The organism is Curtobacterium sp. MCBD17_035, assembly GCF_003234815.2.
Classification (GTDB): Bacteria; Actinomycetota; Actinomycetes; order Actinomycetales; family Microbacteriaceae; genus Curtobacterium.
Genome location: NZ_CP126279.1, coordinates 395910 through 410231, shown reverse-complemented (window position 1 = coordinate 410231; position 14322 = coordinate 395910). Strand labels below are relative to the sequence as shown.

At 72.4% G+C, this 14322-nt stretch carries 10 protein-coding genes; 2 read left to right on the top strand and 8 right to left on the bottom strand.

Translation table 11 applies throughout. The annotated features are described in order from the left end of the window. Positions 1-49: 49 nt before the first annotated feature. Positions 50-1198 carry a glutathione-independent formaldehyde dehydrogenase gene (locus tag DEI93_RS01950; protein ID WP_111119654.1) on the top strand — a complete coding sequence of 383 codons (1149 nt, stop codon included), beginning with the start codon at positions 50-52 and terminating at the stop codon, positions 1196-1198. A 21-nt stretch (positions 1199-1219) separates the two neighbouring features. Here DEI93_RS01950 and DEI93_RS01945 read toward each other — a convergent pair whose 3' ends face one another. From DEI93_RS01945 to sucC, 8 genes are all read right to left on the bottom strand, one after another. Continuing rightward, complete coding sequence (locus DEI93_RS01945; protein WP_111009742.1) at positions 1220-1744, bottom strand: DUF805 domain-containing protein; 525 nt, start codon at positions 1742-1744, stop codon at positions 1220-1222. A 166-nt stretch (positions 1745-1910) separates the two neighbouring features. Beyond that, entirely contained in the window at positions 1911-3719 is a 1809-nt protein-coding gene (locus tag DEI93_RS01940; RefSeq protein WP_111035599.1) for an ABC transporter ATP-binding protein, read from the bottom strand. A gap of 167 nt (positions 3720-3886) precedes the next feature. Beyond that, entirely contained in the window at positions 3887-5698 is a 1812-nt protein-coding gene (locus tag DEI93_RS01935) for an ABC transporter ATP-binding protein (RefSeq protein WP_111026964.1), read from the bottom strand. A gap of 456 nt (positions 5699-6154) precedes the next feature. Next, positions 6155-7819: a bifunctional phosphoribosylaminoimidazolecarboxamide formyltransferase/IMP cyclohydrolase gene (gene purH, locus DEI93_RS01930; protein ID WP_111120127.1), complete on the bottom strand. Its 1665-nt coding sequence runs from the start codon at positions 7817-7819 to the stop codon at positions 6155-6157. Continuing rightward, on the bottom strand, positions 7816-8409 hold the full coding sequence (purN, locus tag DEI93_RS01925) for a phosphoribosylglycinamide formyltransferase (protein ID WP_111009746.1): 594 nt from the start codon (positions 8407-8409) through the stop codon (positions 7816-7818). Before purN ends, purH begins: the two co-directional genes overlap by 4 nt. Positions 8410-8462: 53 nt before the next feature. Next, the gene (locus DEI93_RS01920) at positions 8463-10187 is read right to left on the bottom strand and encodes a cell division protein PerM (protein ID WP_111120126.1); all 1725 of its coding nucleotides are present in this window, start codon (positions 10185-10187) and stop codon (positions 8463-8465) included. A gap of 64 nt (positions 10188-10251) precedes the next feature. Then, the gene (sucD, locus tag DEI93_RS01915) at positions 10252-11142 is read right to left on the bottom strand and encodes a succinate--CoA ligase subunit alpha (protein WP_111009748.1); all 891 of its coding nucleotides are present in this window, start codon (positions 11140-11142) and stop codon (positions 10252-10254) included. Positions 11143-11156: 14 nt separating this feature from the next. Then, positions 11157-12326 (bottom strand): ADP-forming succinate--CoA ligase subunit beta, encoded by a 1170-nt coding sequence (sucC, locus tag DEI93_RS01910; RefSeq protein WP_111120125.1) that lies wholly within the window; start codon positions 12324-12326, stop codon positions 11157-11159. Between the two features lie 214 nt (positions 12327-12540). Between sucC and DEI93_RS01905 the strand changes: the two genes are divergently transcribed. Further along, complete coding sequence (locus DEI93_RS01905) at positions 12541-14196, top strand: RecQ family ATP-dependent DNA helicase (protein WP_111120124.1); 1656 nt, start codon at positions 12541-12543, stop codon at positions 14194-14196. Positions 14197-14322 lie beyond the last annotated feature (126 nt).

Below are 14322 nucleotides of genomic sequence, written 5' to 3'. Positions count from 1 at the left end.
CCGGGGGGCCGGGCGTTCCCGTCGTCCGGCGACGAACAGGAGGAGCACCATGCGAGCAGTCGTCTACAACGGACCGCGCGACGTCAGCGTCCAGGACGTCCCCGACGCCCGGATCGAGAAGCCGACCGACATCCTCATCCGGGTGACCGCCACGAACATCTGCGGGTCGGACCTGCACATGTACGACGGCCGGACGGACATCGAGCCGGGTAGCGTCTTCGGTCACGAGAACCTCGGCGAGGTGATCGAGGTCGGCTCCGGGGTCGAGAAGGTCTCGGTCGGCGAGCGCGTCGTCCTCCCCTTCAACATCGCCTGCGGCTTCTGCAAGAACTGCGAGCGCGGCTGGTCGAGCTTCTGCCTGACGACGCAGCCGAACCCGGAGACGGCCGGTGCGGCGTACGGCTACGCGGACATGGGTCCGTACCGCGGCGGGCAGGCGGAGCTCCTCCGCGTGCCGTTCGGTGACTACAACGCACTCCGTCTCGGCGAGGACTCGGTCGAGAAGGAGAACGACTACGCGATGCTGTCGGACATCTTCCCCACCGGATGGCACGGCACCCAGCTCGCGGGGGTGAAGCCGGGCGACTCGGTCGTCGTGTACGGCGCCGGCCCGGTCGGGTTGATGGCGGCACTGTCGGCCACGATCAAGGGTGCCGCGAAGGTCATGGTCGTCGACCGGCAGCCGGACCGCCTGCGTCTGGTGGAGTCGATCGGTGCGATCCCGATCAACGACGCCGAGGTCGACCCCGTCCAGGCGGTCCTCGACCAGACCATGGGGCTCGGGGCGGACGCCGGCGTGGAGGCCGTCGGGTACCAGGCACACGACCCCGAGGGCAACGAGCAGCCGAACCTCGTGCTGAACCGCCTCATCGCGTCCGTGCGGTTCACGGGCGGCATCGGCGTCGTCGGTGTCTACCTGCCGCAGGACCCGGGCGCCTCGGACGAGCTCGCCAAGAACGGGCAGATCGCGCTCGACTACGGCACGTTCTTCTTCAAGGGCCAGCACATGGGCACCGGGCAGGCGCCGGTCAAGCGGTACAACCGGCAGCTCCGCGACCTCATCGCCGCGGGCAAGGCGGAACCGTCCTTCATCGTGAGCCACGACCTGCCGCTCGACCAGGCACCGGACGCGTACCGGCACTTCGACGCCCGCGACGAGGGCTGGACGAAGGTCGTGCTGCACCCCGCCTCGGCCTGACCGGTCGCCGGGCCGCGGCCGTCAGGCGGTCGCGCGCCCGGCCTCCAGGTCGTAGCGGTCGCCCCGCGGGGCGGTCGGCAGGGCGAGCAGCACGAGCAGCACGAGGTTGACGACCGGGACGAGGTCGAGCAGCAGCCACCACCCGCTGCGTCCCGTGTCGTGCAGGCGTCGGACCCCGAGCGCGATCGTCGGCAGGAGCGTGGCGAGGCCCCAGACCGCGCTGACGGCCACGACGACGACGATCGCGATGACGGGCCCGTCCGGGACGCCGCTCGTGGTCGTGCCCGAGGGCAGCGTGGCCACGGTGACCCCGAAGACGATCCCGGCCACGATGCCGAACACGAGACCCACCAGCGCCGCGACGAGCAGCCACCACCAGCACTCGCTGCGGCTCGCGCGGCCCCGCAGCACCACGTAGCCGCGCCAGAACCGGCGGACGGCAACGGGCAGCGGGGCGCCGTACCAGGGCACGCCGATCGGGAGGGCCGCAGCCGGGCCTCCCGTCCGGTCCGGTCGGGTCGTGGTCGGTCGGGCACCGTCGCTCATGGGGACCATCCTGCCCTGTCCGGGGACGCCCCCGCGCCGCCCCCGCAATCGCCGAGATCGCAGAACACGCCGCTCACGTGAGGACGTGAGCGGCGTGTTCTGCGATCTCGGCGGGAGGACCGGGACGGGCCGGCCGGACCGGACCGGCCCGACCGGGGCCGGCGGCTCAGACCAAGCTGTCCCGCCAGGCCGCGTGGAGCTGGGCGAACCGGCCGGTGCCCGCGATGAGGTCGTCCGGCGTGCCGTCCTCGACGATCTGCCCGTGTTCCATGACGAGCACCCGGTGGGCGATCGCGACCGTCGACAACCGGTGCGCGATGATCACGGCGGTGCGGTCGGCGAGCAGGGTCTCGAGACCCTCCTGCACGAGCCGCTCGCTCGGGATGTCGAGCGACGCCGTGGCCTCGTCGAGGATGAGCACGCGCGGGTCCGCCAGGAACGCCCGGGCGAACGACAGCAGCTGCCGCTGGCCCGCCGACACCCGGCCACCGCGCTTGTTGACGTCGGTGTCGTACCCGTCGGGCAGCGCCTCGATGAACGTGTGGGCGCCGACGGCCTTCGCCGCCCGCTCGATCTCGGCGCGTGACGCCCCCGGCTTGCCGAGCGCGATGTTGTCCGCGACGGACCCCGAGAACAGGTACGCCTCTTGCGTGACCATGACGATCGCGCGCCGCATGTCCCGCGGGTCGAGGTCGCGCAGGTCGATGCCGTCGAGCCGCACGGAGCCCTGTGACGGGTCGTAGAACCGCGCCATGAGCTTCGCGAGCGTCGACTTGCCCGCGCCCGTCGACCCCACGAGCGCGATCGTCTGACCGGCCGGGATGTGCAGGTCGAACTCGGGGAGCACGACCGTCTCGGCGTTGTACGCGAACACGACGTCGTCGAAGTCGACGCGACCCTTCGCCTGCGCGAGGTGCTGCGGCCGGACCGGGTCCGGCACGCTCGGCTCCTCCTCGAGCACGCCCGAGATCTTCTCCATCGCAGCGGACGCCGACTGGTACCCGTTGTAGAACATCGCGAGCTGTTCGGCCGGGTCGAAGAACCGCCGGGCGTACAGGGCGACGGCGAGCAGGGCGCCGATCTCGAGCGAGCCACCGACGACGCGGAACGCGCCGATGATGACGACCGCCGCGAGCGTCGCGTTGCCGATGAGCACGAGGCCCGGGTCGAACGTCCCGAACAGGTTGAACACCTTGGCGTTCGCGGCGCGGTAGTCCTCGACGTACCCGGCGTACTCGTCGCGGTTGCGGGACTCCTTGCGGAACGCCTGCACCGCCCGGATGCCCGTCATGGTCTCGACGAAGTGCACGATCACCCGGGCGCTCGTGACACGCGTCGCCCGGAACAGCTGCTGCGAGCGCTTCTGGAACCACCGGGTCAGGAACCACAGCGGCACGAGGGCGATCGCGAGCACGAGGCCGGACGTCGGGTCGAGCGACACGAGCGCGATGGCCGTGAACACCATGTAGAGCACGCCCTGGATGAGCTGGTTCAGCCCGGAGTCCAGGAGTTCGCGGATCGAGTCGAGGTCGCTCGTCTGGCGCGAGATGATCCGCCCCGACGTGTAGGTCTCGTGGAACTCGAGGCTCAGACGCTGGGTGTGCAGGAACACGCGCTTGCGCAGGTCGAGCAGGATCTTCTGGCTGATCTTCGCCGCGAGCACCGTGTACCAGGCGGTGAGCAGCGCGCCCGCGACGGCGACGACGATGTAGCCGGCCACCACGAGGTACGCGGGGAGCCAGTCCTGTCGGTGGAGCACCGACGGCAGCGCGCTGTCGATGCCGTACGCGATGAGGGTCGGACCGGCCACCTGCGCGCCGGTCGACACCACCACGACGATCGCGATCGTCCACAGGTCGCGCCGGAGCGGTCCGAGCAGCGAGCGCATGAGCGCGAGCGACCGACGCCGGAGCCGTCGGCTCTCGGCCTTCGTGAAGTGCTCCCGCTCCTCGCCGCGCACACCGCGCACGGTGATGGAGGCGGTGACCGGCTGCCCGTCGTCGGCCGCGGTGACGGCGGCGGCCGGGCCTCCCGGCTGTGCGGTGTCCGTGGCGGGCTGGGCCCGCTCCTCGAACTCGGTCTGGTACTCGTCCTCGGGCTCGCCGGGGGCGTCCGGCCTGGCCGACGTCCGCTGGGGGTCGCTCATGCCAGTGCCTCCTCTCGCGCGGTCGCGTCGTCCTCGTCGAGCGAGGAGATGACGTAGCGGTAGTGGTCGTTCGTGGCCATCAGGTCGTGGTGCGTCCCGACGGCGGTGATGCGCCCGTCCTGCATGAGCGCGACCCGGTCGGCCAACGTCACGGTGGAGGGGCGGTGCGCGACGATGAGCGAGGTCGTCTCGGCGAGGACGCGTCGGAGTCCCGCCTCGACCCGGGCCTCGGTGTCGACGTCGAGCGCCGACAACGGGTCGTCGAGCACGAGCACGCTCGGTCGGGCGGCGATCGCCCGGGCCAGTGCGAGCCGCTGCCGTTGCCCGCCGGACAGGCTCAGGCCCTCCTCGCCGACGCGGGTGTCGACGCCGTCCGGGAGCCGGTCGACGAACTCCGCCTGCGCGACGTCGAGCGCCTCGCGGAGCAGGGCCTCGGCCTCGTCCCCCGAGACGTCCGGGCGGCCGAGGAGCACGTTGTCCCGCACCGAGGCGCTGAAGAGCGTGGCGTCCTCGAACGCGACGCCGACCCGGTGCCGCAGTTCCTCGCGCGTGAGCTCGCGGACGTCGACACCGTCGATCGTGATCGAGCCGCCCGTGACGTCGTACAGACGCGGCACCAGGGCGAGCAACGTCGTCTTGCCCGACCCGGTGAGCCCGACGAGCGCCATCGTCTCGCCCGGCTGCAGGACGAGGTCCACCCCGTCGACGAGGTCCGGCGTGCCCGCGGGCGCGTCCTGGTAGTGGAAGTGCACGTCGGTGAACGTCAACGCACCACGGGGGTCGGCGATCGTGCGCGGGTGCTCCGGGTCCTGGATCGTGTTCTCGGAGTCCATGACCTCGAAGAACCGGTCGACCGCGGTCCGGGTGTCGAACGTCATCGACAGCAGGAAGCCGATGGACTCGATCGGGAACCGGAGGACCGCCGCTGCCGAGAAGAACGCGAACAGCTCCCCGACCGTCAGGTGGCCCTGCGACGCCAGCCAGATCCCGGCGAGCAGGCACAGTGCGAACGCGACGTCGGGCACGAGCAGGAGCCACAGCCAGATGCCGGCGATGGCCCGGGCCTTCTCGATCTCGGTGCCCCGGAGCTGCTCGGCCTGTTCGCTGAACTCGTCGAGCTTGTACCGGCCGCGGCCGAACGCCTTGAGCACGCGGATGCCGTGCACCGACTGCTCCACACTCGTCGCGAGGTCACCGACCTGGTCCTGGCTGCGCCGGGCGACGACCGAGTACTTGCGCTCGAACACGAGGCCGTTGATCCAGATCGGGATCGACGCGACCATGAAGATGAGCGCGAGCAGCCAGCTCCACGTGAACAGCACGCCGAAGCCGACGATGATCGTGACGATGTTGACGACGAGCAGCACGATGCCGAACGCCAACCAGCGTCGGATCAGGCTGAGGTCCGACACCGACCGCGACAGCAGCTGACCCGACTGCCACCGGTCGTGGAACGCGACCGGCAGGTCCTGGAGCTTGGCGTAGAGGGCGTTGCGCATGCGCGACTCGACGTACGTGCCCGGCCGGAGCACCAGGCGACGGCGCGCGGCGATCATGAGGGCCTCGAGCACCCCGAGGCCGAGCACCGCCAGGCCCGCGGGGACGATCTGGCCACGGTCGCCGGACTTCAGCGGCCCGTCGACCAGGGCCTGCAGGACGAACGGGATCGCGAGCGCGACGAGCGACGCGACCATCGCGGCGACCATGCCGAGCACGATGCGCCCGATCGCGGGCTGGACGTAGGGGTAGATCCGCGCGATGGCGCGGAAGGTGGACGGACGCGCTGCTGCAGCGGGCGTTCTCGACATGGGGAGACCTCATCGTCGAACCGGTCGGGACCGGAGTGCGGATTGATGCGACCTCCGACCCGTCGGGCGGGCCGGGAGGCGGGACCTCCGCCCGACGTCATGGTGACGACGGGCGTGGCCTGGTGGGGCGGGCGGGCGGGGGCGGAGGCCGAGGCGTCACGCGCCGCGAGCGGCGGACCGGTGGCCCGTCGGCGGCGTGCTGGTCCCCGCGGGGGCGACTAGCGGAACGTCGGTCCCCCGACGGACGGGGCGACGACTCCGAAGGCGTCCAGGCCGGCGGGAGCCAGGTTGCTGGTCATCGCGTTCATCGTCACTCCAGTCGTCGTCATCGTCACGCCGACCACCGGGCCGCGCTGGTGGGGCGTGTCGAGGCCGGTCGGAGCCTCACAGACTATTCGCAGGCGGTCGCACGATGCAATGCGGTACGGCGTGTCGCCCGGGGCGGCGCGGCGGGCGTCAGTGGAAGAAGTGGCGTTCGCCCGTGAAGTACATCGTCACGCCGGCCGCGTTCGCCGCGGCGATCACCTCGGCGTCGCGCACGGACCCGCCGGGCTGGACCACCGCCCGGACGCCCGCGTCGATGAGGACCTGCAGCCCGTCGGCGAACGGGAAGAAGGCGTCGGAGGCGGCCACCGACCCCGCCGCGCGGTCGCCCGCCCGGGTCACGGCGAGGTGGCAGGAGTCGACCCGGTTCACCTGGCCCATGCCGACGCCGACGCTCGCCCCGGCGTTCGCCAGGAGGATCGCGTTCGACTTGACGGCCCGGCAGGCCTTCCACGCGAACGCGAGGTCCGCGAGGGTGGCGTCGTCCGCGGCGTCCCCGGACACGAGGTCCCACGTCGCCTGGTCGAACGTCGTGAACCGGTCGGCGTCCTGCACGAGGAACCCGCCCGAGATCTGCTTGACCTCGCGGGGCGCCGGGGCGAAGTCGGCCGGCAGGGTGAGCAGCCGGATGTTCTTCTTGCCGGACAGGATCTCGACGGCCTCGGGGTCGAACGCGGGTGCGATCACGACCTCGGTGAAGATGTCCGCCACGGCCTCGGCCATGCCGCGCGACACGGGGCGGTTCGCCGCGATGACCCCGCCGAACGCGGACAGGGGATCGCACGCGTGGGCACGGGCGTGGGCGTCGGCGATCGGGTCGGCCGCGTCGGGTGCCGCGACCGCGATGCCGCAGGGGTTCGCGTGCTTGATGATCGCGACCGCCGGCTCCGTGAAGTCGTACGCGGCACGGAGCGCTGCGTCGGCGTCGACGTAGTTGTTGTAGGACATCTCCTTGCCGTGCAGCTGGGTCGCCTGCGCGATGCCGTGGCCGTCGGCGGCGGTGTAGAGCGCGGCGGCCTGGTGCGCGTTCTCGCCGTAGCGGAGACCCGCCGCGAGCGAGCCCTCGAGCTGGATCGTCGGTGCGAAGCCGCTGGCGCCGGACCCGTCCGCTGATCCGTGCCCCGGGCCTCCCGGCTGCGCGACGTCGCCATGGACCGTCGGGCCGCCCGCGACGTGCTCGGTGAAGTACGCGGCCACGGCGGTGTCGTACGCCGCGGTGTGGGCGAAGGCCGCGGTGGCGAGCCGACGGCGGAGGGCGAGGTCCGTGCCTCCCGACCGGACCGCGGCGATGACCTCGGCGTACGACGACGGCGAGACCACGACGGCCACGTTGGCGTGGTTCTTCGCGGATGCGCGCACCATCGCGGGGCCGCCGATGTCGACGTTCTCGACGACCGTCGCCGTGTCCGCACCCGACGCCACGGTCTCGACGAAGGGGTAGAGGTTCACGACGACGAGCTCGAACGGCGCGATCCCGAGGTCGGCGAGCTGCTGCTCGTGCGACTCGAGCCGCAGATCGGCGAGCAGACCCGCGTGCACGGCCGCGTGCAGGGTCTTCACGCGGCCGTCGAGGGACTCGGGGAACCCGGTGATCGCGGCGACCTCGGTGACGCCGATGCCCGAGTCGGCGATGGTCTTCGCCGTCGACCCCGTGGACACGATCTCGACACCGGCGGCGTCGAGGGCCGCGGCGAGGTCGAGGAGGCCGGACTTGTCGCTCACCGAGATGAGCGCGCGGCGGACGGCGACACGGTCGCGCTCGCGGTAGAGGCTGGGATCGGCGGCGTGGACGCTCATGCGCGGGCGAGTTCCTTCAGGTCGACGGTTCCGTTGGCGATGTCGAGGACGGTCTGGATGAGCAGCCGTCGCTCCACGTGCTTGATGCGGTCGTGCAGCGTGGACTCGGAGTCGTCCGGCTCCACGGGGATCCGCTCCTGGACGATGATCGGGCCGCTGTCGACGCCGTCGTCGACGAGGATGACGCTCGCGCCCGTCTCCCGCACGCCCGCGACGAGGGCGTCCCGCACGGCGTGCGCGCCGGGGAACTCGGGCAGGTGGGCGGGGTGGGTGTTGACGATCGCGGGGCTGAACTCGGCGACGACGTCGTGCGGGAGCAGCCGCATGAACCCCGAGAGCACGAGCAGGTCGGGCGTCCACGGGCGGATCTGCTCGGCCAGGGCGGCGCCCCACTCCTGCCGGGTCGCGAACGCCGTGAAGGGGACCGTGAAGGTCGGGATGCCGTACTCCTCGCCGAGGTCGAGCCCCTCGGCGTCACGATCCGCACCGATCGCGACGACCCGTGCGGGGTACTCGGCGTCCCGTGCGGCGTCGAGCAGCGCGCGGAGGTTCGATCCGGCACCGGAGATCAGCACCACCAGTTCGAGCACGGTCGCCAGCCTACCGGGTGTCGTTCAGCGGGCGGCGTCGCCGCGGGTGTCGTTCAGCGGCCGGCGTCGCCCTTGGGCCGACGCCACCACGGGAGCTCGTGCTCGGGGATCTCGTCGACGACGTCGGTGTCCCACTGGTCGGCCTCGCCGCCGACCGCTTCGGGGGACGTCGACTCGGCGCCGTCGGACCCTCTCGTCTCAGCGTGCCCGGACGGCCGGGCCGCCCATCCGAGCGGGAGCTGGGGCAGCGCGGCCTCGCGTTCCCGCTCGCGCTCGCGCTCGAGCTCGCGGACGACCTCCGGGTCCCCGTCGGACACCGGCTCGGTCGGCTGCTCGGGGTGCGCGATCGTCGCACCGCTGCGTCCCGTCAGGCGGAACCGGGAGTGGCCACCGGTGCGGCCGCCCACCGTCGTCGTGTCCGCCGCCCCGGCCCGGTCGAGCGCGCCGAGGAACCCGCCGTCGTCGTCCTCGGTGATGGTGTCCACGGGGAGCGGGGCGGCCGCCTCCGCATCGTCGTCGCGCCAGCGTTCACGGCGGGGCAGCCAGGAGTCGCGCTCCGGCCACCGCACCAGGTCGCTGCCGACCGCGAGCGCGAGGACCGCCGGCACACCGGCCTCGAGCGCGGCGAGTGCCCCGACGGCGACGGGGGACGGCCCGACGGTGACGAGTCGTCCGGGGCCGAGGGACCCGGCGGTCAGCCACGCGGCGAGTCCCGTCGCCAGCCCCGCCACCACGCCGATGCCGACGCCGGCGATGGCGCGACGTCCGGCCGTGTTCCCCTCCGCGAGGGCGCGGACGAGCCGCGGGCGGAGCAGCGCGGCGACGAGGAACGCCCCGACGGCGGGCACCAGCACGGACAGCAGGCCGAACGTGTGTCCTCCGGTGGGCAGCGCGCCGAGGACGGGGATGCCCGGGATCGGGCCGAGGGTCGTGCCGATCGGCGAGACGTCCGACCCGGTGCCGATCGCGAACCCGGGGCCGACGATCCACGCCATCGCCCAGCCGACGAGGTCGGGCAGGAACGCGAGTTCACCGACCGTGATCGCGAGGCCGCCGACGAGTCCCGCGTGCGACTGCTCGTAGAGCGTGATGACCTGGGCGTACGACCCGAGCACGAGCAGGGCGACGAGCAGGGCCGCCGCGGTCACGAGCACCGCCACGACGCCGAGACCGCCGCGCAGCGCCACGTCGGTCACGGAACGCCACGGGCCCGGGATCCGGTCGACGGCGTCGAGCACCGCGGCGGTCGCGGGGTCGGGATCGGCGCCCCGGCGGCGTCGGGCGACCTCGGCCGCCACGAGCAGCGGCACGGCGTACCAGAGGGTCGGCAGCAGGACCGACTGCCAGATCGAGGGACGAGCCGCGACGCTGACGGTCGACAGCGCGACGGCGAGCGCCAACGCGGCGACGACGACGATGCCGGCGATGCTGCCGGTCACGCGGTGTTCGGTCTCGGCGAGGCGTCGACCGGCGCGTGCGCCGAGCCACGCGGTGATCACCGCGAACCCGAGCGCCGCGATCGTCAGGACGATGGGCGCGTCGGCGCCGCTGAGGCCGGTCGCCTTGGCGGTGGCGGCGTCGAGCACGAAGGTGACGTCGACGCCGTGGCCGATCAGCCAGACGCTCCCCGCCGCCCGCCAGAACGCGAGCCACGGGACCTGCAGGCCGTACTCGATGCCCCAGAGGAGCGTCAGCGGCACGAGGGCGATCCCGACGCCGACGGCGACCGTCACGACGGCCTCGACGGCGGCGAAGAGAGCGGTGCCCGGGCGGTTCATCGCGGACGAGGATACGGGAGGGCCCGCCGCACACCGGGTCGGCGCGCGGCGGGCCGGGCGACACTCAGCCGAGTGCGGCGACTGCCTCCCGCAGCAGGGCCGCGGTCTCGCTCGGGGTCTTGCCGACGCGGACCCCGGCGGCCTCGAGCGCCGCCTTCTTCGCCTCGGCCGTGCCGGCCGAGCCGGACACGATCGCCCCCGCGTGCCCCATGGTCTTGCCCTCCGGCGCCGTGAACCCGGCGACATAGCCCACCACCGGCTTCGTGACGTTGGCCTTGATGAAGTCGGCCGCGCGTTCCTCGGCGTCGCCGCCGATCTCGCCGATCATGACGATCGCGGTCGTCTCGGGGTCGGCCTCGAACGCGGCGAGCGCGTCGATGTGCGTCGTGCCGATGACCGGGTCGCCGCCGATGCCGATCGCGGTGGAGAACCCCAGGTCCCGGAGCTCGTACATCATCTGGTAGGTCAGCGTGCCCGACTTCGACACGAGGCCGATCGGCCCCTTGCCCGTGATGTTCGCGGGGGTGATGCCGACGAGGGACTCGCCCGGCGTGATGATGCCGGGGCAGTTCGGCCCGATGATCCGGGTCTTCCCGCCGAGCGCCTTCGCGTGTGCCCAGAACTCCGCCGCGTCCTGCACCGGGATGCCCTCGGTGATGACGACGACGAGGGGGATCTCGGCGTCGATGGCCTCCATCACGGCGTCCTTCGCGAAGGCCGGCGGGACGAACACGATCGACGTGTCCGCTCCGGTCTCCTGGATGGCCTCGGTCACCGAGCCGAACACGGGCAGGGTGACGTCGCCGTGTGTGACCGTCGTGCCGGCCTTGCGCGCGTTCACGCCGCCGACGACCTTCGTCCCGGCCTTGAGCATGAGCGCGGTGTGCTTCGTGCCCTCGCCGCCGGTGATGCCCTGGACGATGACCTTCGAGTCCTTGTCGAGGAAGATGGACATGGTGCTGGTCCCTTCTAGGCCGCGGCCGCGGCGAGTTCGGCGGCCTTCTCGGCCGCGTCGTCCATGGTCGCCACGACGGTGACGAGCGGGTGTGCCGCCTCGGCGAGGATGCGCCGGCCCTCGTCCACGTTGTTGCCGTCGAGCCGCACGACGATCGGCTTCGTGGCCGCGTCGCCGAGGATCCCGAGCGCGGCGACGATGCCGTTCGCGACGGCGTCGCACGCGGTGATCCCGCCGAAGACGTTGACGAAGACGCTCTTCACCTGCGGGTCCCCGAGGATCACGTCGAGGCCGTTGGCCATGACCTCCGCCGAGGCGCCGCCGCCGATGTCGAGGAAGTTCGCGGGCTTGACGCCGCCGTGGCGCTCCCCCGCGTACGCGACGACGTCGAGCGTCGACATGACGAGCCCGGCTCCGTTGCCGATCACGCCGACCTCGCCGTCGAGCTTGACGTAGTTGAGGCCGTGCGCCCCGGCCTTCGCCTCGAGCGGGTCGGCCGAGGCGCTGTCCTCGAGCGCGGCGTGACCCTCGTGCCGGAAGTCCGCGTTGTCGTCGAGCGACACCTTGCCGTCGAGCGCGAGGATCTGGCCGTCCTCGGTGCGGACGAGCGGGTTGACCTCGACGAGCGTCGCGTCCTCGCCCTGGAACACGCCGTAGAGCGCGACGAACACGGGCACGACCGCGGGGATCAGGCCCTCGGGGAACCCGGCCTGGCGTGCGATCTGCTCGGCCTCGGCGTCGTTGATCCCGGTGAGCGGGTTGACCTCGACGCGGGCGAGTGCCTCGGGCTTCTCGACCGCGAGCTGCTCGATCTCCATGCCGCCCTCGACGCTGACGAGCGACAGGTACGAGCGGTTCGCGCGGTCGAGCAGCACGGAGAAGTAGAACTCCTCGGCGATCTGCGCGCCCTGCGCCACCATGACGCGGTGCACGGTGTGGCCCTTGATGTCGAGCCCGAGGATGGCCTGCGCGGCCTCGTACGCCTCGTCGGGGGTCTTCGCGACCTTGACCCCACCGGCCTTGCCACGCCCGCCGACCTTGACCTGCGCCTTCACCACGACGACCCCACCGATGCGCTCGGCCGCCGCGCGGGCCTCGTCGGGGGTGTCGGCGATGATGCCCTGCAGGACGGGGACGCCGGAGGACTCGAAGAGGTCCCTGGCTTGGTACTCGAAAAGATCCACGCTGTTCTTCCTCACCGCGATGTGCGTCTTCGGGCAGCGCCGTCGTCGTGCGTCGGCGCTGGTCGGACGGTCGCACTCGACGTCGAGGTCGCTCGATGTCGAGACAACGGCCGCGGCCAGCCTAGCGCTCAGGGGTGGATGTACCCCGTCGGCGCATCGACGTACCCCGACCACTGGGGTCCCTCCGAGCAGGGTCCGGACATCGTTGTCCGTCATGGACGAGGACATCCGCGGACGCGCCAGCACGGCAGCGCGTGACGTGTTCGGCTGGCCCAGCCTCCGCACCGGGCAGGACGAGGCGATCGAGGCCGTGGTGCGGGGGCGTGACACGCTCGTCGTCATGCCGACCGGCTACGGCAAGTCCGGCATCTACCAGATCGCCGGCGTCCTCGTGCCCGGCCCGACCGTCGTCGTGTCGCCGCTCATCGCGCTCCAGGACGACCAGGTCGCCAGCCTGGAGGCACGGGAGCAGTTCGGCGTGCCCCGTGCGGTGGCCATCAACTCGACGAAGCCGGCGCACGAGGTCGAGCAGGCGTGGGCCGACCTGGCGAGCGGGGACGCCGAGTACGTGTTCCTCGCGCCCGAGCAGCTCGCGAAGGACGAGACCATCGAGCGGCTGGTCGGCCTGGGCGTGGGCCTGTTCGTCGTCGACGAGGCCCACTGCGTCTCGAGCTGGGGCCACGACTTCCGCCCCGACTACCTCGTGCTCGGCGAGGTCGTCGAGCGGCTCGGCCACCCGACGGTCCTCGCGATGACCGCGACCGGCTCGGGTCCCGTCCGCGCCGAGATCGTCGAGCGTCTCGCCATGCGCGACCCGCTCGAGCTGAGCCGCGGGTTCGACCGGCCCAACATCCGCCTCGAGGTCGTGCGCCACAGCGACGACGACGGCAAGCGGGCCGCCGTCGTGGAGCAGGTGGTGTCCCTCCCGGTCCCCGGCCTGCTGTACGTGGCGACCCGCAAGGAGACCGCGTGGTACGCCGACGAGCTCGCGCGCCGCGGGCGCACGGCCCGGGCGTACCACGCGGGCATGCGCGCGTCGGAGCGGCAGGAGGTGCACGAGGCGTTCCACGCCGGCACGCTCGACGTCGTCGTCGCGACCAACGCGTTCGGCATGGGCATCGACAACCCGAACGTCCGGTTCGTCGTGCACGCCGACGTGCCGGAGTCCATCGATGCGTACTACCAGGAGATCGGTCGGGCCGGACGCGACGGTGACCCGGCGACCACGACCCTCCACTACCGGGCCGAGGACCTCGGGCTACGCCGGTTCTTCGCGTCCGGGACGCCCGCCAAGGCGACGCTCCGCACGGTGTTCGACGCCGTGCCCGACGACGGTGCGATCCGTCGTCCCGAACTCGCCGAGGCGGCGGAGGTGCCGACGCGGTCCCTCGGCCGCTACGCGAACGCGCTCGTCGAGGGCGGGGCACTCGAGGAGACCGAGGACGGCCTCGTCCGCACCGACGACGACGCCGCGCGGGACGCCGACGCCGCCGCCGACGCCGCGGTCGCCCGCGCCGAGGACCGTGAACGGATCGAGGAGTCCCGCATCGCGATGATGCGGCAGTACGCCGAGACCCTCGGTTGCCGACGCCAGTTCCTGCTCGGCTACTTCGGCGACGAGCTGCCCCAGCCCTGCGGCAACTGCGACACGTGCACCTCCGGCTCGGCGTACGCGCAGGACGCCCACGCGGCGGACGGCTCGAACGACGCCGCGTACCCGCCGGACTCCGAGGTCGAGCACGACGAGTGGGGTCACGGGACCGTCATGAGCACCGAGGAGGACCGGATCACCGTGTTCTTCGAGTCGGTCGGGTACCGCGTGCTGTCGATCGACGCGGTGCGCGAGCGGGGCCTCCTGCGGACCGTCTGACGCCTGCCCCCGTCCCGGTCCCGACGTCCCGCTCGGTCGGGGGAAGGCGCGGCCGCTCGACCACCCGTCGGCGGCCGCGCTCCACTCCCCCGAGCCAGAGCAGCGTGGCCCACGCGGGCGTCGCGC

What these genes read in the sequence shown, in the direction of transcription:
- DEI93_RS01920 (WP_111120126.1), bottom strand. Translation starts at nt 10,187, where the DNA reads ATGAACCGCCCGGGCACCGCTCTCTTCGCCGCCGTCGAGGCCGTCGTG.
- DEI93_RS01945 (WP_111009742.1), bottom strand. Translation starts at nt 1,744, where the DNA reads ATGAGCGACGGTGCCCGACCGACCACGACCCGACCGGACCGGACGGGA.
- sucD (WP_111009748.1), bottom strand. Translation starts at nt 11,142, where the DNA reads ATGTCCATCTTCCTCGACAAGGACTCGAAGGTCATCGTCCAGGGCATC.
- DEI93_RS01905 (WP_111120124.1), top strand. Translation starts at nt 12,541, where the DNA reads ATGGACGAGGACATCCGCGGACGCGCCAGCACGGCAGCGCGTGACGTG.
- purH (WP_111120127.1), bottom strand. Translation starts at nt 7,819, where the DNA reads ATGAGCGTCCACGCCGCCGATCCCAGCCTCTACCGCGAGCGCGACCGT.
- DEI93_RS01935 (WP_111026964.1), bottom strand. Translation starts at nt 5,698, where the DNA reads ATGTCGAGAACGCCCGCTGCAGCAGCGCGTCCGTCCACCTTCCGCGCC.
- DEI93_RS01950 (WP_111119654.1), top strand. Translation starts at nt 50, where the DNA reads ATGCGAGCAGTCGTCTACAACGGACCGCGCGACGTCAGCGTCCAGGAC.